Origin of the sequence: Leeuwenhoekiella sp. A2 (assembly GCF_047946655.1) — a bacterium.
In the GTDB taxonomy this organism is placed as follows: domain Bacteria; phylum Bacteroidota; class Bacteroidia; order Flavobacteriales; family Flavobacteriaceae; genus Leeuwenhoekiella.
Map to the genome: position 1 here is coordinate 2,380,230 of NZ_CP172311.1, position 21,970 is coordinate 2,402,199.

The window sequence follows — 21,970 nt, forward strand, 5'->3', positions numbered from 1 at the left end:
GCTTTTAAGTTCTACATTTGCTAGATCACAATCTTAATAATGAATAAAACTTTAACAGAAGAATCTATAAAGGAAAATTGGGCAATTCAATTTTTAACATCTTCAAAATACAGGGTGTACAGACACCTTGTAATGATTGTATTTTTCGGGCTGGCCATTTACAACAGTGATCCTGAGTATACCGAACCCACTGAGACCTACAGCGAGATCATAGCTTTAATGCTGTTTTTACTATTAGTTTATACTAATATGTATTTTTTGGTTCCCAGATTTTTGCTCAAGAATCACTATTTTAAATATGGATTATCTGTTTTAGGTATAATTGTTATATCACTTATAATTCATGAAATAGGACTTAGTATTTATACGCCTGATGTAAGGCTAAATCCTGAAAAAGGTAATATAAGTTTCTTGCCATTTTCTTTAGTGATTATTGTAATTATTTGTGCCTCTGCAGCTATTAAATTATTTCAGCGATGGATGTTAGATGCGCAAGTAATAAGCGAACTAGAGCGCTCAAAAACTTCTGCAGAACTTGAACAATTAAAAAATCAGATCAATCCGCATTTTCTTTTCAATATGCTTAATAATGCAAATGTTCTTACTAAAAGAGATACTGAAAAGGCTTCGCAGGTTTTAATGAAATTAAGCGATTTGCTTCGCTACCAGCTGTATGACAGTTCTAGAGATAAGGTGTTGCTAACTTCAGACATACACTTTTTAGAAGATTTTCTAAATTTAGAAAAAGTAAGACGAGATAACTTTGATTTTATGATCTCAAAAGAAGGAGATTTAAGCGGAGTTCAGGTGCCACCTCTGTTGTTTATTTCGTTTGTAGAAAATGCGGTAAAACATAACAATGATTCCTCTAAAGCGTCTTATGTAGATCTCTTTTTTAATGTACACAATAATGAACTTTTCTTTAAATGTATTAATTCTAAACCAGAGATTAAGGCGATACATACAACAGGTGGGCTGGGACTGGTTAATATTAAAAGAAGATTAGAATTACTTTATCCTGCAGCGCACGTGTTGAAGATTGAAGATGAGCAAGATAAATATTGTGTTACCTTAACCATTAATTTATAAAAATAATGAACTGCATTATAGTAGATGATGAACCGTTAGCAAGAGAAGCTATCCATATGTTAATAGATCAAACCACTCAATTAAAATTAGTGGGATCTTTTAGTGGTGCAGATTCTGCAACTAAATTTATAGCAAACAATGAAGTAGATCTAATATTTCTCGATGTGCAAATGCCCGGTGTAAACGGAATCGAATTTGCAAAAACTATCTCAAAAGATACTCTTATAATTTTCACAACGGCATTTTCTGAATTTGCTATTGACAGTTATGAAGTAGATGCGGTAGATTACCTGATCAAACCTGTAAAGCTAGAACGTTTTCACAAGAGCGTTATAAAGGCGAGCAGTTATTTACAATTGCTTCAGGCTGATAATACGGGTAATAATATAGAAAATATCACCGAAGATTACTTTTTTGTAAGAGCTGATCGCAAAATATTCAAGATGTTTTTTAATGATATTTACTTTATAGCGGGGTTAAAAGATTACGTGGTATTACACACTGAAGATCAAAAAGTGATCACAGCTATGAACATTAAAACAATCTACGATCAGTTGCCTAAAAATATATTTGTCAGGGTAAGTAAATCATATATTATCAATGTTAAGCATATAGCGTCAGTAGATAACAATACAGTTTTTATAAGCGAAAATGAAATCCCTATTGGTAATGTGTATAGGGATTCATTCTTTAATGATTTTGTTACCAAAAAAATTATAGGTAGGTAAGTTAGGTAATGAAATATTTTTTCACTCTAGCTTTTGTGAATCAAGCTTCTTTGAGCTACTGAGTATCAGTTTTAAATTGGAAGCCATTATTGGGAGTTTTTACCTAATTTTTACCCTTCTAAGTCTATTTTTGAGCCATTTTGAGTCGCTTTGTAAATAGCGTCTATGATTTTAAGATCACGTACACCTTCTTCACCATCAACAGGAACCATAGGTTCTTTTCCGTCTAGAATAATCGCTGCCATTTCATCCATTTGTATAGTTTGGTGAGTAACAACGGGCGCTGTTAAAGGACCTTTGTGCGTGCGTCCCTGTATAGGGCCGTAACCTGTTGAAGGTTGCATTTCTGCGAAACCTTCTAAACCGTCAAGATAAAAGCGGTCCAGATTGCCAAAAGCATAGGTAGAGAGGCAAGATGCGACAGCGCCACTTGGGAAACCCAATTGAAACTGAATCGTCTCATCTACGCCTTCTTTAAATTTTTCAGGATCTGTTTTAGTCTCTTGGGCAGTTACCCAAATAGGTTCTTCACCTACCATATATCTTGCGCCATTAATAGAATATATGCCGATATCCATCATAGAACCGCCGCCGGCAAGTTCTTTATCAAGACGCCATTGCGTAGGATCACCTATCTTAAAACCGGTTTGCCCCTGGAAGAACATGATCTTGCCAAATTCCCCAGATTTTCTCATTTTAATTACTTCAAGAGTACGCGGCTCAAAATGCAGACGATAGCCTACCAGTAATTTTACGTTTGCGGCTTTACAGGCATCTACCATTTGTTGACCTTCTTCAGCATTTATGGCCATTGGCTTTTCGCAGATTACATGTTTTCCTGCTTTAGCTACGCGTATAGCTTCATCTTTATGTAAAGCATTTGGCGTTATAATATATACAGCATCTATGTCTGGATTGTCTTTTATAGCATCAAAATTCTCATAGTTGTAGCAGTTTTTTTCCGGAATGCCGTATTTCGTTTGCCATGTTTTAATTTTAGATGGCGTCCCGCTAATGACTCCTACAAGTTTAGCTCTGGTACAATCCTGCATAGCTTCGGCCACTCTGGTGCCATAGCTTCCTAGTCCCATAATTGCAACTCTTAAAGTGGGACCCTGAGTATTTAAATTGTTTGCAGCAAAAAGCGTGGTCGAGTTATACAAAAGCGGTAAACCAACGGCAGAAGCCGTTAACTTTTCTAGAAAATTGCGTCTTGATTCCATGTGGTGGTATAGTTAAGTTGGTTAATTTTTTAATATCTCATGATCTCGATCTTTCTAAAATCAATAGGATGACTGTTAGATTGTAGTGAGATGTAGCCGCTTTTTACAGCCGGATCACCGTTTGTGATCAGTGTTTTAGCGATCTCATTAGAAGGATCGTATTCTGGATTGTTATAAGTGAGAATTTTTTCACCATTTATAAAATGAGAAATAACGCCGTCTTTTACATCAATTTCAAGCGTTACCCATTGATCACCGTGAAATGTTCTTTCTACAGTGGGCGGGGTGCAGTAGGTGGTGTTTTGCTGCCCGTCAATTTGAAAAAGAATTCCGTTTGCACAAATGTCGCCTACAGGTCGCTCATCTGTACCGTTACCTCCTAGTAAGTTATATTCTAAACAAATGGGAAATTGCTGGTCGAGTTGTATGGTAGCCGGTGGCTGACTTTGATATTGCACACCGCTATCTCTATAGCCCCATTCCGGGCCACCGGGAGCAGTCTCACCTACAAATCTGTATTCAACTTTTAATCTATAATTAGTAAACGCTTCTTTGTAATAAAGCGCACCAAAACGCTCATTAAAATTATTGCCATAAGCCCCATAGCGAATACTAAGAATACTGTCTGAAACTCTAAATGTATTTCCAAAATTTTCACCTAACTCATAACCCGCAATTTTCATGGTCCAGCCATTTAAATCGGTTCCGTTAAAGAGAGTTTCCCATTTACGGGTCTCTGATTTTTGGGCTATTTCGCTTGATTTTTCATCCTTTTTAGTTGATTTTTCTTCTTTACAGGAGATTAGTAAAATGCTGCAAAGGAGTAGAGAAAGTAAACAACGTGTCATGTAAGTGTAAGATTGATAGTAAGTTGTTTTAAATATATACAAAATATGTGATAATTAATATGAGTGGCTAAATGTTGTGAAAAGTCGATTTTTGTTGAATTAAACCGATTTTTCCTCAAAATAGCCAGATTTTTAAGGTATGCTATAACCCAGTACATGTATCTCAAATTGGGCAGGATCAGGATTATTTTTAAAGGTAACCCAGCCTTTAACAGAAGATTTACCGGGCAAATAGTTAAATAATAAATTGCTTTGCTCTTTGTTGTCACCGTTGCCGGTGGTTACTTCTATGTGAAGATCTTCTGCGGTTTCTGCACCTTTATTTGTGGCAGTTATGGGGAGGGCAATGTAGCCGGTTTTCTGCTCTACTTTTCCGTATGTGACCACAATATCTGGTGAGGTTTGTTCTTCAAAGATTATTTCATAAACTATATATCCTAAAGTGAAAACCACGAGTATGCCCGAGATAAAGAGGACTACCCATTCTAACCAGTTCTTTTTTTCTTTTGCCATTTTTGTTTTAAGATTGAATAAGTAGCCTTCCGGCGGAAGCTCCTAAAGCTGCAGGAAATCCCAGTACAATAGATTCTGCAATAATACCATGTAATGACAGCCCGTTAAATCTGCCAAAGAACCATAGCATAAACGCAGATGAGGTAAGAGCGATGGCATACATAATTACGGTGCCAGCTAATACATCAGTTTGAGAATTTGGTTTTCTCACCCATTGCTTTGAGCCTTTAAAGTTGCTGTAGTATAAAATTATACCACCTATGATTATAGAAACAAACGCGATAAGAAGAAGTTTATAATTTTCAATTTCTAATGCGATAACAGCTATCTCTTCTGTGGGTGCAACATTAGAAGCTATGAGAATGGCGCCGCAAAGAGCAATACCCAATTCTCTTTGTATATGTGGTTCACGTTTTTCTACTTCCTGGTCGTCATCGTCATCACTTGTGCCTAGTTGAGTTTTACCTACAGAAATCCCAATCGCGACAGTAACTGCCTCAACTATAATCTTACCGTTTATTTCACTAAAAGACATATCTGTAGTTATGCGGCCAGAAAGCCATAAGACCGCAGCGGTTAGCAATAACCCCATTCCCATTTCTTCAATGGTTTCTGCAATACCTTCAAGTAGTGTATGTGAACTTCTTATGCCTACATAGTGATTGTATGCAAGTAAAAGTAAAATGCCTACAAAGAAATAGATTAAAAGTCTTAACGGGCTTGAGATAAATCCTGCCCACCACAATTCCATAGTATAGAGCATAGGGAGACTAAAAAGTAGCCCGCCGGTAATGCCGCGAGCGTATTCTTTTAGTGAATCACTTACCGGGATTATAGAGTCTGTCATAAACAACCGTTTTCAGCGTACTTTAAATATACTTAAAAAAATCTTGGGCTTATTGCGTGATTTTTGAGGTTTTAAAGCCGATAATTTTGCACAATTATTAAGGGGTTTTTTCCTCATATTTTAAGGATGTTCATCTGTTTTTTGAAACCAAATTTGTTGTAATTTAATAGGGTTTAATACAAATTATTTGCCATGTCATATCAAGCTTATCTGAATAATATTCAGGCTAAAACAGGAATATCTCCGGCAGATTTTAAACGACTTGCCATGAGAAAGGGGTATATTACAAAAGAAGGAATGTTGAAAGAAGGTGTAACTGCTACAGAAGTAACAACGTGGTTAAAGACCAGTTATAATTTGGGTCATGGTCACGCCATGGCTATTTACGCACATTTTAAGTCAGCTCGCTAGCTAGTGTTAAACCTATATTTATCAGGCAGATAAAAAAATAGCTTAAATATTTTGTTATCTGCCTGTATTTTGCGAAATTAACTTCATATTACAGGTTGCTCATTAGAGATAACCATCTCCCCTTAAAAAGATTAACTCTCCCCTTAACAAATATTCTATTCAATATTGATTTACTCCTGTGAGTCTGCTTATAGAATTATCTCAATTACTTTTATGTAATTCTTTTCTATTAATTAGCCATTAATAAGTGAAACCGCCCACATCGATGGGCGGTTTTATTTTTTACTATACAGATGTGAATTTTATATCCTATTTTTAGGAGCAAAGTTTACTGATGGATTATTTCTTTATAATAGCAGTGCTGGTTTTTCTGGCAGCCTGTTTTGGTTATCTCAACGTGCGTTTTTTAAAACTACCTACAGCCATAGGGCTAATGGTCATAACCTTGCTTTTTACATTAGTGGTACTGGGTATAAGTTTTTTTAATGACACCTTGCTAAATGCTGAAAAGTACCTTATTGGGCAGATAGATTTTGAAACTGTGCTGCTTGACGTTATGCTTAGTTTTTTACTTTTCGCAGGAGCGTTACATACTAATTTTGAGCAGTTAAAAGTACAACGCTGGCCGGTATTAGCATTCTCTACGGTAGGTGTGCTGGTGTCAACATTTCTGGTAGGTACAGCCATGTTTTTTACGCTTAAATTTCTGGGACTGAATATAGAATATATAAACTGTCTTCTCTTTGGTGCTCTTATTTCTCCTACAGATCCTATTGCGGTTTTAGGAATACTAAAAAAGGCACGCGTAGCTAAACAGCTCGAAACAAAAATAGTTGGCGAGTCTTTATTTAATGATGGTGTGGGCGTGGTTGTGTTTCTTACGATATTTAAGATCGCATCTTCTGGCACTGGTAATATAGAGCCGCTGGATATATTAGAGCTTTTTGGGCTTGAGGTTATAGGCGGTATTGCCTTGGGTATTTTTTTAGGTTGGGTGACTTATAGAATGATGAAATCTATAGATGATTATGATACCGAAGTTATTATTACTCTGGCAGCAGTAATGGGAGGGACAGTCATTGCGCATCACCTGCACTTGTCTGCGCCGCTGGCTATGGTTACTGCGGGGCTCGTGGTAGGAAATGATACGGTAAGAGCTACCACAATGTCTCAAATTACAGAAACCTACGTAGATAAGTTTTGGGAACTATTAGATATTCTCTTAAATACCATTCTTTTTGTATTGATAGGGATGGAGATGGTTGTGCTTTCTTTTGACGTTAATTATATTCTGGCAGGAGCTTTAGCAATACCATTAGTTTTACTGTGCAGGTATATTTCGCTTTTGCTTCCTATAAACTTCTTTAAAAAGAAACTTAATTTCATACCAAATACAAATTTAATAATGACCTGGGGAGGTTTACGAGGCGGTATTTCTATTGCACTTGCATTAAGTCTCACTACAGAAATGCATCGGGATCTTTTTCTGGTTATCACTTACGTTGTGGTGATATTCTCTATAATTGTACAAGGCTTATCTGTAGGTAAACTTGTTGAGCGATTAGGAGCGCGAGAAGAAGGCGAGATTGAGAGCAGCGCTTCACATTAACGGCGCCTAACTTTACGCTTAATTTTCTCGATATGCTTGTTGCGAGATACTACAGCCAGGCTCACAGCTACCAGAACAGTAATACTGGCAGTCGTGCCTAAAGCACCACCGTAACCGTTAAAAAAAGCGCTGCTGTTCACATAAATAATTGCAAAAAGAGCACCGGCTAAAGCGAGCAGAAAATAATGAGCTATAACCTCATTTGATACCATACCGATAAATGTTGCTCCTATAAAAACAATCGGAATATTTTTAGCCAAGAAAGCTGGTGCGATATTGGGAAATACATAAAAGATTAGCCCAACTACCAGCGATAAACCAGCAGACGATCGTACAGCGCCTAGTTTTAGAATGTTATTGAGATAAAAAGTACTTATTGCCCCTAAAATGCCCGTAATGATAAGAGTGAAGGTATACATACTTAGAAAATTAAAAAGATAAGTAAGGAGGTTAGTGCTACACCACCAAAGGCGATTGTTCCCAGTTTACCGCCAAAACCGTTAAATACATTTTTAGACAGAAGAAGTATGACACCGGTTAGAAAGCCGGCGAAAAGTATAAAAGGTATTCCAGCGGCTACTTTGGGAGCTGTCATACCAACAAAAGCCCCACAATAAACAGCTTCAGGTAATTCTTTTAAAATTGGTGATTTTCTATTAAAAATCGGCAAAAAAGAGGCAAAAAACCCCACGCCGGAAGCGGCAATTACGGGACCAAAATTCAACTGTGTACTGCAAAAATAGGTGCTTAAAGCTCCTGCAACCACAAATACAATTAGAAAACAATCTTCAATAAAATGATTTTCTTCTGCTCTGGGTGCATGATAATATCCTATTGATATTAATATTGAGATAACAGCAATAAACAGCCCTATCCAAAACGTATCTATTTCCTCATAAAATATGGCCAGAAGAAAAGAAAGTTGGATGAAAATAATAAGGAAGAAAGACACGTATCTAAAAGCCTTAATCATGATTAATTATTTTGGGTTGCAAAGCTAAGACGCAAAAGAAGAAGAGAAGTTATAGTGGCGTTAAAAGTAATGGTGAATATATTCAGAACCAAATAATTGTAAGAAATAGATTACTCAAATCATAAAATTTACTCTTTATCGGAAATTTATTGCAGATGTTCGGCAATTTTTTCTAAGTTAGCACGCTCAACCCCAGATCATAAACCTATATAAATGAAAAGAATATTGCTCTTGTTGTTCACCGTTCTTTCTATGCTGTCCTGTTCTGATGATACGCTTGAGCAACAACCGCTGGCAGTTGAGGTAACCGCAAGTAGTACGCTGCGTACAACACTGGAGAATCTACGTAAGTTTGCTGCTCCCACTGTCAAGTCAAGCACAGGGAGCAAGTCTAATAGCATGAGTGATCTGTGTTTTCAGTTTATCTATCCGGTTGTTTTACAGTATAATGACAGCACTAAGATCACAATAAATAGTTTTGATGAACTGCTAAGTGTTATTCTGTCTGAAACTGTTTCTTACCACATAGTTGGTATAGGTTTTCCTTTTGAAGTAGTATGTCACCTTGACAATACAATTTATACTATTGATGATGAAGCAGAATTTTCAACATTGATACAAAACTGTAATTACGACGGGCTTTCGCCGAAAGATGTTTTGAATTTTCTAAGCGGTTGTTTTACCATAAACTATCCTGTGTCCTTTACAATTAATGAAAGTGAAATTACACTTAATAGCGAAGAAGAATTAATAAGTTACTTCGCCGGAAATTTAAAGAATATAAAGCATTTTAATTTTCAATATCCCTTTAGCGTTACGCTCACAGTAGACGGAAGCGCGGTGGTAATTGAAGATGATTATGAAGTGATTCATTTGATCACAAATACATGTAAGATAGATTAATTTGAAGATTGCCTGATTTTCTTGATTTTTGAATTAAAACTCCCGTACTGCGGGAGTTTTTTTGTCATAAACTATTCTTAACCTGTTTGGTATAAGCACGTGTTATGCTTATTATAGGTAATAAAATCAAGATTATGAGCAGAGGATTTGTAAAAGAAGATGATCAGGAAGAAGCACCCATAATACCACCCAGAGCTGCCTTGCCAGACGGCGTGACTAATTATGTCACTAAAGAAGGTTTAAAGCAATTAAAAGAAGAACGGGAAGCTCTGGAAAATGAACGTGCCTTGCTGGCGCATGATGATGACAGGGAATACAGAAGAGCTGCAGCGCTTATTGATGGTAATTTAAATCTATTAAATGAAAGAATAGCATCTGCACGAGTTTTAACCCCAGATGATCTGGCACATGATGAGGTAAGATTTGGCGCCGAAGTATTTTATACGATGGGCAACAGCGATAAAAAATTACATTTTCATATAGTAGGTGTAGATGAAGCTGATGTAAAGAAGCAAAAAATTGCATTTATAGCACCTATTGCCAGAGCTGTTACTGGTAAAAAGGCTGGTGAAACGGTGAGTTTGGCTCTGGGAAATGAAACCAGATTGATAAATATTCTTGCAATTAATTATCCAGATTAATAAAAATCTTAAAATTTTAATCAAATAATTGAAAATTAGTGATTTAAGGATAAATATTGATGATATTATATAATTTATTATTAACTTAAAGTATAGGTTTTGTTTTTCGATTAGGGGGCGAAGAACAGAACGCATGCTCCCGAAAGGGAGCATTTTTTTGCCAAATAAAAAACCGTTTTCAAAATCGAGTTTTTTTTCAAATTCGATTCTAAAAACGGCTACTTTTCAGGATATTTAAGGAGGTTTTACCTCCATATTACCCGAATTACCCGATTTTTTTATTTTCCTACAGGACTAAAGTCAAATTTTTGACCACCTACAGAAAGATCGACCATAAGACCAGCTTTTGGTTTTGCAAACACCGCTACACCATCTCTGTATTGAGCAGCTTTAGCAGCACCACTTTTAAGCATTACTGCAGAAACGTTTCCTGTAAATTCAAAGTCATCATCTTTAAAACGGTTAAATGCAGTCTCATCGTTAAAGAAAATTACTTCGCTAAAAGCTTTACCACCCGCTTGTAAACCTACATCTACTTTTTTCATTTTAGCCATCCCAATAAGTACACCATTTTGATAAACAGCACCACGACCGGCAGAGGCTCCTACTACAAATGCGCCCTTACCTACGTTAGGAAATATTACATACGCTTCGCTATCATCAAAAAATGATCTTAGGCTACTATCTTCATTTATAAAAGCTTCTTTAGCTGCTTGTGCATCTTCAATTATCTGATTGTCTTTTCGGCTTTGTGCAAATAAAGGCACGCTAAGGCAAAGAGTAAGTATTAATAAAATTTTATTCGTCTTCATAATGTTAGTTTTTTAATTCAGATCAAAAGTAATTTAAGAAGAGAACAGTCGTAGTTAATACTGTGTTAGTTTATGTGAAGGCTATATTAATATTTCCGTAAAGGAAATAACGACTCTAAAAAGCACCAATTTTCGTGTAAAACGCGGGAGATATTTGGCAGATATTATTTAGTTATTCCTTCTTCAATTTTCTCATCGATCTCTTCTTTTACTTCTTTGTCGAGAGTAGGATTTGTAGTATCTGGTGCATCTTTTTCTATCCAGATCTTGTACAACATTGCAAAATGGTCAGATCCAAAAGAGGGTAATCTTTCCATAGTTTCAATATACATGTCATCAGAATAAAAAAGCTGATCTATGGGGAAACGCAAAAGCGCATACTTGGCATGAAAACTTGTAAATAACCCGCGGCCTATGCGAGGGTCAAGAAGACCTGTCATTTTCTTAAACAAAGTAGACACTCGAGACCAAACCACATCATTTAGATCACCGCACACAATTATAGGATTGTGAAGTTTGCGTACAGCCTTACCTACTATCAATAATTCTGCATCGCGTTCCTGTGAGGTTTCATTTTCAGTTGGGCTGGGAGGTGCGGGATGAACACAGATTAAATTGAGCGGCGCTCCTTTACGGTAATGTACCTTTGTAAAAATGGAAGGTATATCTTCTTCTACCAGATAATTTACCTGCGTCTGGCTTAGTTCATATTTAGAATATAAATGCATGCCATATAAATTCTCTAGAGGCACCTTTACGTTATATGGATATTCCTGTTCAAATTGTTTTAGACCTTTTTCCCATTTCCCATTAGATTCCATGGTAAGAAATAGGTCAGGTTTATGTTCACGTATCAGGGAAGCAAAAGCTGCCGTGTTATCATTGGGTTGTAAAACGTTTGCAGTAATAAGTGTTATGCTTTGTAGGTTTTCAAATTGATCTGGCTTTCTGGGTTTCTCATGGTAATAAGAAGTAAAGGGGATAATTTTTTTGAGTTGAAAAGCCATAGTGGCAATCAAAGCAAACCCAATAACCCAGGCTGTCATTGTATGCAACCCATAATACGTTAATAAAGCTATTAGTAGGAGCAGCTGGATACCTGTTGTCTGTATACGCACAAAATCCCAAATGCGTACAGACCAGTGTGTAATTCTTGTTAGGGGGAGATAAGCGACAAGAATAAAAAGTACACAGAAAGTAAAAAAGATCATAGTTAAGCTTGTTAATTGGCCGTCAGGTTTTGAAATAAACTTTCAAGTGATGTGTTTTTCTTATTTAGTTGAAGGGTTTTTAAACCATTGTCATGTGCAAAATCAAACAAGGCAGGGCGCATATCTTTTTTAGTATCAAAGATCAATTCATACCTAAAGCCGCCTGTGTTGCGCACACTTCTTACTTTGGGTAATTTGTTTAAGGCAACCTCTTCTACGCGATAATCAAATTCTACTATAATTATTTGCTCTTCATTCTCTCGCATTTCTTCTAACTTCTTATCTGCTACAACCTGCCCTTTGTTTATAATAATGACCCGGTCGCAAATAGCTTCTACTTCCTGCATAATATGTGTAGATAAAAGAACGGTTTTTTCCTGACCTATAGACCTGATAAGCTTTCTAATATCAACTAGTTGATTAGGATCTAAACCTGTGGTAGGCTCATCAAGAATCAATATTTCAGGATCATGCAATAAGGCATTGGCAAGTCCTACCCGTTGTTTATAGCCCTTGCTAAGTTGCTTTATCTTTTTATGAGATTCTGATGTGAGGCCTGTACTATTTATAACATCTTCTACTTTCTCCCGATCAACCTGATAAATATCTGCATTAAAATTGAGATATTCTCTCACATACATATCTGGATAAAGTGGATTATTCTCAGGCAGATAGCCTATGCTCTTTTGTACAGCCAGCTTTTCTTGTGTGGTAGAAAAACCATTTACACGTGCACTTCCCGATGTGGGTTCAAGATAAGTGGTGAGAATTTTCATCATCGTACTTTTGCCTGCACCGTTAGGTCCTAAGAACCCTGTTATCTCACCTTTATTGATTGAAAATGAGACAGAATCGAGCGCTTTTTGTGCGCCGTAAAGTTTAGTAATTTCAGAAACGGTTATAGACATGCGGGGACAAGAGATTGATTTACGTGAAAATAGCTTAATATCTATTATGTTATCAGTAAACAAGTTGTTCAAAGATACTTTAAACGCTTCTTTTTAAGAATTAAACAAATACTAATTATAGGTTTCGCCTGAGAAATTTTTTCAAGAGTGGTTTTTAATACAATGGGAGAAATCTATAGATGAGAGAAGAAACCCTGATTTTGCAAACCTTGAAAATATCTTTATGAAATAGCATTTGTGTTGCATGTTATTTATTTTAATAACCCATTTTATCTGGTTTATAAAAATATCTGTAAAAATCACTATTTTTTATACCCATTTCCACTTATTTAAGTACTTTAGCCGCTAATAATAAGACAATGTTCAACTTGCGTTATTTCTGGAACCGTTATTACTTCTTTTTTTATCAAAAAGGAACGGGACCGCTATAGATAAACGTAAGCGTATAGTATATAAAGGTCTCGGTAAATAATCGGGACCTTTTTTTATATCAGAATTTTGTTCTTTATATGCGTTTTAGGTAAAAGTACCAGTCGCTAACATTAATACTGAAGCCGGACTTCATGTAACTATGAAAAATCGAAAAGTAGCCATACAGGGAATAAAAGGTTCCTTTCACCATAGAGTGGCACAAGAATTTTTTACGCAGGATGTTGTTGTAACAGAATGTCGCACTTTTCAGGATGTGGTAAATAGCTTGCTCGATGGCGAAAGCACAGATGCTGTAATGGCAATTGAGAATAGTATTGCCGGTAGTATTATTCCTAACTACGCTCTTATTGACGAGTATAAATTAAATATTGAAGGCGAATATTACCTGCCTATCAATCAAAATTTAATGGCATTACCCGGTCAAAAAATGAGCGATATTAGAGAGGTTTGGTCGCACCCAATGGCGCTATTGCAATGTCGCGATTTCTTTAAAGGGCAGGGAGCTATAAAAATGGTAGAAGAAGATGATACTGCAGGTGCGGCAAAACGTGTTTTTGAAGAACAGGCAAAAGGGATAGGAGCAATTGCAAGCACCACAGCGGCAGAAATCTATGGTCTTGAATTAATCGCTGAGAACATACAAACGATAAAAGACAATTCTACGCGCTTTTTTATCCTCAATAATAATGGGCGTACAGAGAACGGAGTTCCTGATAAAGCATCTTTAAAATTCTTAACAGACCACAAAAGAGGTAGTCTGGCAGCCGTTTTAAATGTAATGAGCGATTGCAGACTGAACCTGACTAAAATACAATCGTTGCCTGTAATTGAGACACCGTGGATATATTCTTTCTTTGTTGATGTGACATTTAAAGAATACAGACATTTTGAAAAAGCTAAGAAATTGCTGAATATAATGGCCAAGAACTTTGAGATTTTAGGCGAATACAAAAACAGAAAGATATGATCACAACGGCTAACCGTTTAAATCAAACCACAGAATATTACTTTTCGCGTAAGCTTAAGGAAGTGCGTGCCCTGGCCGAAGCTGGCAAGCCTATAATTAATATGGGTATAGGTAGTCCAGATCTTGCACCGCCGCCGCAAGTGATACAATCGTTAACAGAAGCATTACAGGACGGTCCCGCACATCAATATCAGAGTTATAAAGGTTTGCCAGAGTTGCGCAATGCAATGGTAGATTTCTATAAAAAGCAATATAGTGTTGAGCTTAACAGCGAGACAGAGGTGTTGCCACTTATGGGCTCAAAAGAGGGAATTATGCACATTAGCATGACTTTTCTTAATGCGGGAGATGAGGTTTTAATCCCCAATCCCGGTTATCCTACATATACTTCTGTGACGCGTTTGCTTGAGGCAGAACCTGTTTATTATGAACTAAATGCAAAAGGAAACTGGTTGCCAGATCTTGAGGCTTTGTCTCAACAAGATTTGAGTAAAGTAAAATTGATGTGGGTCAACTATCCCAATATGCCTACGGGAGCAAAAGCGTCGCAGCAGGATTTTGAAGATTTGATCGCTTTCGCGAAAGCAAACGACATTTTACTTATTAATGACAATCCTTACAGTTTTATATTAAACGAGGAGCCGGTTTCTATTTTAAGCGTTCCAGGAGCAAAAGATGTCGCGCTTGAGCTTAATTCGCTAAGTAAATCATTTAATATGGCGGGCTGGCGAGTAGGTATGGTTCTGGGAGATCAGAAATATATTGATGATATCCTTACCGTAAAAAGCAATATGGATAGCGGTATGTTTTATGGCATACAAAAAGGAGCTGTTGCTGTACTTAAAGAGGGAGAAAAGTGGTTTAATAAACTCAATGCTGTTTATGCAAAACGCCGCGAACTCGTGTGGCAACTGGCTGAAAAGTTAGGCTGCACCTTTGATAAAGACACGGCGGGAATGTTTGTGTGGGCAAAATTACCAGAAGGAACCGGAGATGCAGAGGCCTTTATAGACGATATTTTGCTTAAAAAGAGCGTTTTTATCACTCCGGGGACGATTTTTGGCAGTCAGGGAGAAGGTTATATCAGGTTTTCACTTTGTGTAACCGAAGAAAAAATTAAAGAGGCAATAAGCAGATTTTAGTCAGTCATCACTGAACAACTAATGGAAGAATTTAAGAATATATATATTGTAGGTGTAGGGCTCATAGGTGGTTCTTTTGCGCGAGATGCTAAAAAAACGCTTTCGGGAAGTACGATTTATGGCATCGATGCAAATAAGGAGAATCTTGAAGAAGCTAAAAAGCTGGGGGTTATAGATGCATCTGCGACTTATGACGATTTAAAAAAAGCAGATCTGGTCATTCTTTCTATTCCGGTAGATCAGGCAAATGATCAACTTCCGTTAATTCTGGATCGTGTGAATGAAAATGCATTGGTTATAGATATGGGCAGTACAAAAGCAGGCATTTGTAATGCGGCTGCAGGTCATGCAAAAAGGAAGAATTTTCTTGCGGCTCACCCTATTGCAGGTACTGAATTTTCTGGTCCTACGGCAGCGATTGAAAAGCTATATGACGGTAAGACACTTATTGTTTGTGAGCTGGAAAAAACAGATGAAAAGCTTCAGCAAAAAGCATTACAGCTTTTTGAAGCAATAGGCATGCACATGCGCTACATGGAGCCACAATCGCATGACAAGCATATTGCGTATGTTTCGCATTTATCACATATAAGCAGTTTTATGTTAGGGAAGACTGTGATTGAAAAGGAGAAGAACGAAAAAGATATTTTTGATATGGCGGGTAGTGGTTTTGCTTCTACAGTTCGTCTGGCAAAAAGTAACCCCGCAACATGGACGCCTATCTTTAAGGAGAATAAAATGCATGTTCTTGAGACCCTTACAGAGTATATAAGTAATCTTAATCATTTTAAGTATTATCTGGAAAATGATGATTATGAGGCTGTTTATAATGAAATGGAAAACACAAATCACATAAAAACTATATTAAAAGGATTATCATAATGGCATAAAGCCGTAATTTTGCAGAGTCATGGAAAACAAAAAAGAACTGAGAAACTGGCTGGACGCCTTTAATCTGGATCATCCCCTGGTTATAGCCGGCCCTTGTAGTGCAGAGACTGAAGATCAAGTACTCAAAATTGCACACCAATTAAAAGATACAGATGCTACCGTATTGCGTGCCGGTATCTGGAAACCACGTACCCGCCCGGGAATGTTTGAAGGCGTAGGAGCGTTGGGTCTTAAATGGTTGCAAAAAGCTAAAGAAGAAACGGGAATGCTTACCACTACAGAGGTGGCTAATGCTCATCATGTAGAGCTTGCGCTTAAACATGATATCGACATTCTGTGGATAGGTGCGCGTACAACTGTATCACCTTTTATCGTACAGGATATTGCAGACGCATTAAAAGGTACAGATAAAGTTGTGCTTATTAAGAACCCGGTTAACCCTGATCTTGCATTATGGTTAGGTGCTGTAGAGCGTTTTTATACACAGGACATTAAAAATCTAGGTGTTATACACCGCGGTTTCTCTACTTATGAGAAAACACGTTACAGAAACAATCCTGAGTGGCAAATAGCTATTGATCTTCAGAATAAATTTCCTGATCTGCCATTAATCTTAGATCCTTCACATATTGCAGGACGTCGTGATATCATTTTTGACCTATGCCAGACAGGTTTAGATCTTAATTATGATGGTATAATGGTTGAGACTCATTTTGATCCAGACAATGCATGGAGTGATGCTGCACAGCAAATTACACCATCAAGACTTGTTGAGATCATGAATGATCTTAAAATACGTAAAGAAGAAGGTACCGCAGCAGAATTTAAAAACAAGTTGAATACGCTACGTACGCAGATAGATGTTGTAGATCACCAGTTGATTGAAAACTTAGGTAAGCGTATGAAAATCGCTGATTCAATTGGCGAATTGAAACTTGAGAACAACGTGGCTATCTTACAAACAAAACGTTGGAACGAAATTTTAGGAGCTATGATCCTTGAAGGCGAAAAGCATAGCTTAAGTGAAGAATTTATCTTACGTGTGTTTAAAGCTATTCACCAGGAATCTATCAATCATCAAAAGAAGATTGAGCGCCTTTCTGAAGCATAGAAAACATTTCAATAAAGAATAAAAAAACCGCCTTTTTGGGGCGGTTTTTTTATTCTTTTTAACCCGATTTTTACTCTTTTTCTTTCAGTTTTTCTAAGTCTCCTCTATAACGCATAATATCGCGATGACTGCTTATTACATCTACATTTGCGTTATCAATTGAAGAAGCTGTGATTGTCACATCCAGTCGCTCAACTTCCTGATGCACATTAAAGGTAATGGTTGCCTTTTGTTTCTCGTCATCATAAGTTACTTTATAATTTTCAGCAAGGCCTTCATATTTAAATCCGCCATTTGTATTATAATGTGATAATTGAGAAACACCAAAAAACGGTAAGTAAACATTTACAGAATCACCTTTCACATCAAGAGAATTAGGATTACCTATAAGATTTATGTTGCCGCCGCGCATAGGGTATGCCCAGGTACCTTCAAAGCGAAAATTCTTAGACTCAATTAAGGATTTCAGATTTTCAAATTTACTGTCCTTATTTTGGGCACTTAAAACACCTGTAAAGAGGACGGTAAAGAATAAAATCAGTTTTATATTTTTCATATCGATTTAATTTTAAACGATATAGAGCAATATCTGTACCTTAATTTGTGCCCTGTCTCACTATTTTGTGTAAGCCATTCTTCTTGAGGCTTTTCGCATTAGCGTGTTTATAAGATCATCTGAGCTACTACCCAGACTGCCTTTTACTTTTTTATTGTAGTTCCAAAGTAATTGACCATCTTTTGCATTATTTACGCTCATGTTTACAATGGCAGAATTTGTCGTTCCCCAGAAACCAATAAGCACACCAAGAGCTATAGAAGCACCATCAGACATGGGTTTGTTAGTTTCATAAGTGCCAGAAATAATTGCATCTACGCCCAGAATTTGCGCCAGATCTTCAGTGGTGTAACCATTTATGTTATCAACAGTGATACCTTCTTTAAGAAGTAAGGTGTTAACACGTTTTGGTTCCATCACATCAATAGAGAGCGTCCCGCGTTTTTTTCGTTTTAAAAACCAGGAATGCATCGCATTTTGAATGCTTTCACCTTCACTAAGTTCTAATTCTTTAAATTGATCTGGGGTCATTTTTTCCATTTGCTTGGGTCTTAATTCTACCGTAGCCTTAAAAGGTAAAATGGCTATAATCTTGTGATCTGTAGCAATCTGATCAAAATCAGGATTTTCATAAAGACTGGTTTGTGCAAATGATATAAAAGAAAGTAGCAAAAAAGCAATACTGGTCAATGTAGTTTTTTTCATTATTGAGTTTTTAAGTGAGGCTGCAAATAGCAGAAAATAAAGTAGTTTTACAATTTAATTTTAGCGCTACATTAAAATTTGAAGGGAACCGTCTACAAATCAACAGGAAGCTGGTACACAGTAAAGAATGAAAGCGGCCGTTTTTACGATTGTCGTATTAAAGGTAAATTTCGCATGCGCGGAATAAAAAGTACAAACCCTGTGGCTGTAGGCGATGTGGTTGATTTTGAGCTTGAAGAAACCAGCGATGCCGTCACCGGTGTCATTAAAAATATACGAGAACGGGAGAATTATGTGATACGTAAATCTGTTAACCTTTCTAAGCAAACGCATATCATAGCAGCTAATGTTGATATTGCTTTTCTGCTGGTGACGCTTAATAACCCGCCTACCTTCACGACGTTTATTGATCGTTTTCTGGTAACTGCAGAGGCGTATCACATTGAAGCGATCCTGCTTTTTAACAAAATAGACACCTATACACTTGAAGAAAAAGCTGAAGTTAAATTTCTTGCAGAGATGTATCGCGAGATAGGTTATACATGTGTGGGGATATCTGCTACCACGGGTAAAAATGTAGATCAGGTGCGCGAGATGATGCAGGGTAAGACCAGCATGTTTTCTGGTCATAGTGGTGTAGGTAAATCTACTCTGGTGAATGCTATTGAGCCGGCTCTAGATCTAAAGACTAAAGAAATAAGCGATCAGCATATGCAGGGTCAACATACTACTACTTTTGCCGAGATGTTTGATCTTAGTTTTGACGCCAGAATCATAGACACGCCGGGAATTAAAGGTTTTGGCGTAGTTGATATTGCAAAAGAGGAATTAGGCGATTACTTCCCAGAATTTTTTGCGCTTAAAGAAAACTGCAAATTCAACAATTGCCTGCATCTTGAAGAACCACATTGTGCCGTAAAAGATGCTCTGGAAAATGACCAATTATTCTGGTCGCGCTACAAAAGCTATGTGCAAATATTAGAAGGTGAGGAAGAGAATTACCGCCGCGATATTTACGATACGGGTCAATAATTATGCGTGTAGTAGTACAACGAGTTAGTGAAGCGTCAGTCACAATAGAAGGTAAAGTTAACGGGGCAATTAAAACCGGATTTTTAATTCTTTTAGGTATTGAAACTAAAGATACAACTGATGATATTGACTGGCTCGTGCGCAAAATTACCGGTCTGCGGGTTTTTAGCGATGAGCAGGGCTTGATGAATAAATCTATTCTTGATGTAAATGGAGAGATTCTTTTAATAAGTCAATTCACACTTCATGCCAGTACAAAGAAAGGTAATCGGCCTTCATTTATAAATGCAGCTAGACCAGATGTTGCAATTCCTCTTTATGAGAAATTTGTTGAAAACCTTTCTATAGCGGTGAAAAATCGGGTAAAAACGGGGATTTTCGGGGCAGATATGCAAGTTTCACTTGTTAATAACGGTCCCGTAACTATAATTATTGATAGTAAAAACAGAGAGTAAATTCGTTTTTTATAATTTATTCTTATATTAGCCCTGTTCACATTTTTTTATGAAATATATTCTATCCCAAATCCTCTTTTTGGTAGGATTTGTTTGTATTGCCCAGGACGCTGATTTTTCTCCTCTCACAGTGCCAAAGCAATTAAAAGAAAACGCAGACAGCGTTTTGCGCAATGAGTTAATTACACTAGATGTTTCTGATCCCAGATATTTAATCTGGAAGAATTATCGAGTCATAACCGTGCTCAATAAAAAAGGAAATTCTGATGTAGATGCCTATGTTTACTACGATGACAATACAAACGTACGCGACATAAGCGCTACTGTTTATGACCTATTGGGTCAGGAACAGGAAAAATTCAAAAAACGAGATTTTAAAGATGTTAGTGCTGTATCTGGCGGAACTCTATTTGCAGATTCTCGCGTATTGCATCTTGATTACACGCCTACCTCATATCCTTATACGATAGTTTTTGAGTCTGAAGTTAAGTCTGAAACAACAGCTTTTATACCTGGCTGGTTGCCAATAGGTGATTATGGCAGCAGCACGCAATATTCTAAGTATGAGATAATTTATGACCCCGCAGATAAGCTAGCTGTAAAGGAGGTCAATTTTGGCGATTATAAGATAGAAAAGACCGAAAAGCCAGGACATATAGCGTGGACCGCTCAAAATATTCCTGCTGTAAAGCGAGAATATCTTTCACCTGCATTTACAGATCATATGCCTTACGTAAAATGTGCTTTAAACAACTTTTATCTTGAAGGTGTGCCGGGTGTAGCAGATAGTTGGCAAAGCTTTGGTTCCTGGATGACAAATAATCTGTTGCAGGAATGTAATGACCTTCCACAAGAAACGGTTACCGCAGTACGAGCGATGGTGGCAAATGAAACCACAGATTTGGCTAAAGCCAAAAAAATCTATCAGTTTGTGCAGGATAAAGTGCGTTATATAAGCGTGCAGGTAGGCATAGGTGGCTGGAAGCCTATGAAAGCATCAGAAGTTGACAGGCTTGGTTATGGTGATTGTAAAGCATTGACTAATTATACTAAAAACCTGCTTCAGGCAGTTGATATCCCTTCTTATTACACGGTGCTCTATGCAGGAGAAGAAAAGCGATCTTTAGATCCAGATCTTGTGGCTGTACAAGGTAATCATGCAATTCTTGCTGTAGACCTGGCAGAGAAAGAAGATTTGGTTTGGCTGGAATGTACAAGTCAGGTTACGCCATTTGGTTATTTAGGTGATTTTACTGATGATCGTGAAGTTTTAATGATGACAGATGAAGGTGGCGTGATGGCAAAAACGACAAAATATGACGGGGTTTCTAACAATCACATTACTCACGTTTCACTTGATCTGGCAAATGATGGCAATGTTACAGGCCAGCTGAGTATGACTTCTCATGGTATCTTTTATGGTGATAAAATGTATATGAAGTCACAGAGCGAAAAGGAAATAAAAGAGAATTATTTAGACCAATGGAGCCAGGTAAGCAGTCTCGAACTTTCTGAAATAGAACTTGATAATGACAAGGAAAATGTGGCCTTTGAAGAGGATATGAATTTTACCATTAAAAATTACGCAGACCTTGTTAACGATGAGATTCTTCTAAAGGCTAATGCTTTTAGCGGTAGTAGCAAAAATATACCGCCACGCTATAGAGACAGATTAACAAATTTCATTTTAATGCGGGGCAGTATTAGTGAAGATACATTTGAATATAAGCTGCCTGAAGGGTACACTGCAGCAGCTCTCCCTGAAGCTCTTGATGAAGAAAATGAATTTGGCAGTTATCATGCAGAAGTAAAACTTGATGATGCAGGTAAGCTGGTGTACTACCGTAAAGAGATAGTTAATGAAGGTGAGTATGGTCCAGAACTCTATAAAAAATATCGTGACTATTGCAAGCAGATAGCACGCTATGATAACCTCAAATTATTAATTAGAAAAAAGTCTTAG

24 protein-coding genes are annotated in these 21,970 nt (G+C 37.1%); 13 read left to right on the forward strand and 11 right to left on the reverse strand.

All coding sequences use genetic code 11. The features are described 5' to 3' along the window. Positions 1-39: 39 nt before the first annotated feature. Positions 40-1,089 (forward strand): sensor histidine kinase, encoded by a 1,050-nt coding sequence (locus tag ACH3PA_RS10505; RefSeq protein WP_416444479.1) that lies wholly within the window; start codon positions 40-42, stop codon positions 1,087-1,089. Between the two features lie 5 nt (positions 1,090-1,094). After that, entirely contained in the window at positions 1,095-1,817 is a 723-nt protein-coding gene (locus ACH3PA_RS10510; RefSeq protein WP_416444477.1) for a LytR/AlgR family response regulator transcription factor, read from the forward strand. 110 nt (positions 1,818-1,927) lie between these two features. Here the strand turns inward: ACH3PA_RS10510 and ACH3PA_RS10515 are convergent, their stop codons facing one another. The 4 genes from ACH3PA_RS10515 to ACH3PA_RS10530 form a co-directional block, all read right to left on the reverse strand. After that, entirely contained in the window at positions 1,928-3,040 is a 1,113-nt protein-coding gene (locus ACH3PA_RS10515) for a Gfo/Idh/MocA family protein (protein ID WP_416444475.1), read from the reverse strand. 29 nt (positions 3,041-3,069) lie between these two features. Beyond that, a complete protein-coding gene (locus tag ACH3PA_RS10520; RefSeq protein WP_416444473.1) occupies positions 3,070-3,888 on the reverse strand; it encodes a 3-keto-disaccharide hydrolase in 819 nt (272 codons plus the stop codon). A gap of 132 nt (positions 3,889-4,020) precedes the next feature. Beyond that, entirely contained in the window at positions 4,021-4,401 is a 381-nt protein-coding gene (locus ACH3PA_RS10525; RefSeq protein WP_416444471.1) for a hypothetical protein, read from the reverse strand. A 7-nt stretch (positions 4,402-4,408) separates the two neighbouring features. After that, positions 4,409-5,248: a TIGR02587 family membrane protein gene (locus ACH3PA_RS10530; RefSeq protein ID WP_416448150.1), complete on the reverse strand. Its 840-nt coding sequence runs from the start codon at positions 5,246-5,248 to the stop codon at positions 4,409-4,411. A 192-nt stretch (positions 5,249-5,440) separates the two neighbouring features. Here ACH3PA_RS10530 and ACH3PA_RS10535 point away from each other — a divergent pair, with 192 nt between their 5' ends. Continuing rightward, positions 5,441-5,659: a DUF4287 domain-containing protein gene (locus tag ACH3PA_RS10535; protein WP_416448151.1), complete on the forward strand. Its 219-nt coding sequence runs from the start codon at positions 5,441-5,443 to the stop codon at positions 5,657-5,659. Positions 5,660-5,993: 334 nt separating this feature from the next. Next, a complete protein-coding gene (locus ACH3PA_RS10540; RefSeq protein WP_416444470.1) occupies positions 5,994-7,268 on the forward strand; it encodes a cation:proton antiporter in 1,275 nt (424 codons plus the stop codon). Here the strand turns inward: ACH3PA_RS10540 and ACH3PA_RS10545 are convergent. Both ACH3PA_RS10545 and ACH3PA_RS10550 read right to left on the reverse strand, forming a co-directional pair. Beyond that, positions 7,265-7,687, reverse strand: a complete 423-nt coding sequence (locus ACH3PA_RS10545) for a hypothetical protein (RefSeq protein WP_416444468.1) — start codon at positions 7,685-7,687, stop codon at positions 7,265-7,267. The two genes, ACH3PA_RS10540 and ACH3PA_RS10545, sit on opposite strands and share 4 nt — an antisense overlap. A 2-nt stretch (positions 7,688-7,689) precedes the next feature. Then, positions 7,690-8,241 carry a hypothetical protein gene (locus tag ACH3PA_RS10550; protein ID WP_416444466.1) on the reverse strand — a complete coding sequence of 184 codons (552 nt, stop codon included), beginning with the start codon at positions 8,239-8,241 and terminating at the stop codon, positions 7,690-7,692. Between the two features lie 213 nt (positions 8,242-8,454). On the opposite strand from ACH3PA_RS10550, the gene ACH3PA_RS10555 reads away from it, so the two are divergent. Then, complete coding sequence (locus ACH3PA_RS10555; protein WP_416444464.1) at positions 8,455-9,144, forward strand: hypothetical protein; 690 nt, start codon at positions 8,455-8,457, stop codon at positions 9,142-9,144. A 134-nt stretch (positions 9,145-9,278) separates the two neighbouring features. After that, on the forward strand, positions 9,279-9,785 hold the full coding sequence (locus ACH3PA_RS10560) for a GreA/GreB family elongation factor (protein WP_416444462.1): 507 nt from the start codon (positions 9,279-9,281) through the stop codon (positions 9,783-9,785). 278 nt (positions 9,786-10,063) lie between these two features. Here ACH3PA_RS10560 and ACH3PA_RS10565 read toward each other — a convergent pair whose 3' ends face one another. From ACH3PA_RS10565 to gldA, 3 genes are all read right to left on the reverse strand, one after another. Then, a complete protein-coding gene (locus ACH3PA_RS10565) occupies positions 10,064-10,597 on the reverse strand; it encodes a YSC84-related protein (RefSeq protein WP_416444460.1) in 534 nt (177 codons plus the stop codon). Between the two features lie 164 nt (positions 10,598-10,761). Next, complete coding sequence (locus ACH3PA_RS10570; RefSeq protein WP_416444458.1) at positions 10,762-11,808, reverse strand: endonuclease/exonuclease/phosphatase family protein; 1,047 nt, start codon at positions 11,806-11,808, stop codon at positions 10,762-10,764. 11 nt (positions 11,809-11,819) lie between these two features. Further along, positions 11,820-12,716 (reverse strand): gliding motility-associated ABC transporter ATP-binding subunit GldA, encoded by an 897-nt coding sequence (gene gldA / locus ACH3PA_RS10575; protein ID WP_416444456.1) that lies wholly within the window; start codon positions 12,714-12,716, stop codon positions 11,820-11,822. 571 nt (positions 12,717-13,287) lie between these two features. Here gldA and ACH3PA_RS10580 point away from each other — a divergent pair. The 4 genes from ACH3PA_RS10580 to ACH3PA_RS10595 are packed head-to-tail and all read left to right on the forward strand — an operon-like array spanning position 13,288 to position 17,259. Then, the gene (locus ACH3PA_RS10580) at positions 13,288-14,115 is read left to right on the forward strand and encodes a prephenate dehydratase (RefSeq protein ID WP_416444454.1); all 828 of its coding nucleotides are present in this window, start codon (positions 13,288-13,290) and stop codon (positions 14,113-14,115) included. Beyond that, complete coding sequence (locus ACH3PA_RS10585) at positions 14,112-15,257, forward strand: pyridoxal phosphate-dependent aminotransferase (protein ID WP_416444452.1); 1,146 nt, start codon at positions 14,112-14,114, stop codon at positions 15,255-15,257. Before ACH3PA_RS10580 ends, ACH3PA_RS10585 begins: the two co-directional genes overlap by 4 nt. A gap of 21 nt (positions 15,258-15,278) precedes the next feature. Beyond that, a complete protein-coding gene (locus ACH3PA_RS10590; protein ID WP_416444450.1) occupies positions 15,279-16,139 on the forward strand; it encodes a prephenate dehydrogenase in 861 nt (286 codons plus the stop codon). A 28-nt stretch (positions 16,140-16,167) separates the two neighbouring features. Then, a complete protein-coding gene (locus ACH3PA_RS10595; RefSeq protein WP_416444448.1) occupies positions 16,168-17,259 on the forward strand; it encodes a chorismate mutase in 1,092 nt (363 codons plus the stop codon). Between the two features lie 70 nt (positions 17,260-17,329). On the opposite strand, the gene ACH3PA_RS10600 is transcribed toward ACH3PA_RS10595, so the two are convergent. After that, positions 17,330-17,815 (reverse strand): DUF4251 domain-containing protein, encoded by a 486-nt coding sequence (locus ACH3PA_RS10600; RefSeq protein WP_416444446.1) that lies wholly within the window; start codon positions 17,813-17,815, stop codon positions 17,330-17,332. 60 nt (positions 17,816-17,875) lie between these two features. Further along, on the reverse strand, positions 17,876-18,520 hold the full coding sequence (locus tag ACH3PA_RS10605; RefSeq protein WP_416444444.1) for a hypothetical protein: 645 nt from the start codon (positions 18,518-18,520) through the stop codon (positions 17,876-17,878). A 78-nt stretch (positions 18,521-18,598) separates the two neighbouring features. On the opposite strand from ACH3PA_RS10605, the gene rsgA reads away from it, so the two are divergent. The 3 genes from rsgA to ACH3PA_RS10620 are packed head-to-tail and all read left to right on the forward strand — an operon-like array spanning position 18,599 to position 21,970. Then, on the forward strand, positions 18,599-19,552 hold the full coding sequence (gene rsgA / locus ACH3PA_RS10610) for a ribosome small subunit-dependent GTPase A (RefSeq protein ID WP_416444442.1): 954 nt from the start codon (positions 18,599-18,601) through the stop codon (positions 19,550-19,552). 2 nt (positions 19,553-19,554) lie between these two features. Continuing rightward, positions 19,555-20,007 (forward strand): D-aminoacyl-tRNA deacylase, encoded by a 453-nt coding sequence (dtd, locus tag ACH3PA_RS10615; protein ID WP_416444440.1) that lies wholly within the window; start codon positions 19,555-19,557, stop codon positions 20,005-20,007. Positions 20,008-20,056: 49 nt separating this feature from the next. Continuing rightward, positions 20,057-21,970 (forward strand): DUF3857 domain-containing protein, encoded by a 1,914-nt coding sequence (locus ACH3PA_RS10620; protein WP_416444438.1) that lies wholly within the window; start codon positions 20,057-20,059, stop codon positions 21,968-21,970.

What these genes read in the sequence shown, in the direction of transcription:
- ACH3PA_RS10505 (WP_416444479.1), top strand. Translation starts at nt 40, where the DNA reads ATGAATAAAACTTTAACAGAAGAATCTATAAAGGAAAATTGGGCAATT.
- ACH3PA_RS10510 (WP_416444477.1), top strand. Translation starts at nt 1,095, where the DNA reads ATGAACTGCATTATAGTAGATGATGAACCGTTAGCAAGAGAAGCTATC.
- ACH3PA_RS10515 (WP_416444475.1), bottom strand. Translation starts at nt 3,040, where the DNA reads ATGGAATCAAGACGCAATTTTCTAGAAAAGTTAACGGCTTCTGCCGTT.
- ACH3PA_RS10520 (WP_416444473.1), bottom strand. Translation starts at nt 3,888, where the DNA reads ATGACACGTTGTTTACTTTCTCTACTCCTTTGCAGCATTTTACTAATC.
- ACH3PA_RS10525 (WP_416444471.1), bottom strand. Translation starts at nt 4,401, where the DNA reads ATGGCAAAAGAAAAAAAGAACTGGTTAGAATGGGTAGTCCTCTTTATC.
- ACH3PA_RS10530 (WP_416448150.1), bottom strand. Translation starts at nt 5,248, where the DNA reads ATGACAGACTCTATAATCCCGGTAAGTGATTCACTAAAAGAATACGCT.
- ACH3PA_RS10535 (WP_416448151.1), top strand. Translation starts at nt 5,441, where the DNA reads ATGTCATATCAAGCTTATCTGAATAATATTCAGGCTAAAACAGGAATA.
- ACH3PA_RS10540 (WP_416444470.1), top strand. Translation starts at nt 5,994, where the DNA reads ATGGATTATTTCTTTATAATAGCAGTGCTGGTTTTTCTGGCAGCCTGT.
- ACH3PA_RS10545 (WP_416444468.1), bottom strand. Translation starts at nt 7,687, where the DNA reads ATGTATACCTTCACTCTTATCATTACGGGCATTTTAGGGGCAATAAGT.
- ACH3PA_RS10550 (WP_416444466.1), bottom strand. Translation starts at nt 8,241, where the DNA reads ATGATTAAGGCTTTTAGATACGTGTCTTTCTTCCTTATTATTTTCATC.
- ACH3PA_RS10555 (WP_416444464.1), top strand. Translation starts at nt 8,455, where the DNA reads ATGAAAAGAATATTGCTCTTGTTGTTCACCGTTCTTTCTATGCTGTCC.
- ACH3PA_RS10560 (WP_416444462.1), top strand. Translation starts at nt 9,279, where the DNA reads ATGAGCAGAGGATTTGTAAAAGAAGATGATCAGGAAGAAGCACCCATA.
- ACH3PA_RS10565 (WP_416444460.1), bottom strand. Translation starts at nt 10,597, where the DNA reads ATGAAGACGAATAAAATTTTATTAATACTTACTCTTTGCCTTAGCGTG.
- ACH3PA_RS10570 (WP_416444458.1), bottom strand. Translation starts at nt 11,808, where the DNA reads ATGATCTTTTTTACTTTCTGTGTACTTTTTATTCTTGTCGCTTATCTC.
- gldA (WP_416444456.1), bottom strand. Translation starts at nt 12,716, where the DNA reads ATGTCTATAACCGTTTCTGAAATTACTAAACTTTACGGCGCACAAAAA.
- ACH3PA_RS10580 (WP_416444454.1), top strand. Translation starts at nt 13,288, where the DNA reads ATGAAAAATCGAAAAGTAGCCATACAGGGAATAAAAGGTTCCTTTCAC.
- ACH3PA_RS10585 (WP_416444452.1), top strand. Translation starts at nt 14,112, where the DNA reads ATGATCACAACGGCTAACCGTTTAAATCAAACCACAGAATATTACTTT.
- ACH3PA_RS10590 (WP_416444450.1), top strand. Translation starts at nt 15,279, where the DNA reads ATGGAAGAATTTAAGAATATATATATTGTAGGTGTAGGGCTCATAGGT.
- ACH3PA_RS10595 (WP_416444448.1), top strand. Translation starts at nt 16,168, where the DNA reads ATGGAAAACAAAAAAGAACTGAGAAACTGGCTGGACGCCTTTAATCTG.
- ACH3PA_RS10600 (WP_416444446.1), bottom strand. Translation starts at nt 17,815, where the DNA reads ATGAAAAATATAAAACTGATTTTATTCTTTACCGTCCTCTTTACAGGT.
- ACH3PA_RS10605 (WP_416444444.1), bottom strand. Translation starts at nt 18,520, where the DNA reads ATGAAAAAAACTACATTGACCAGTATTGCTTTTTTGCTACTTTCTTTT.
- dtd (WP_416444440.1), top strand. Translation starts at nt 19,555, where the DNA reads ATGCGTGTAGTAGTACAACGAGTTAGTGAAGCGTCAGTCACAATAGAA.
- ACH3PA_RS10620 (WP_416444438.1), top strand. Translation starts at nt 20,057, where the DNA reads ATGAAATATATTCTATCCCAAATCCTCTTTTTGGTAGGATTTGTTTGT.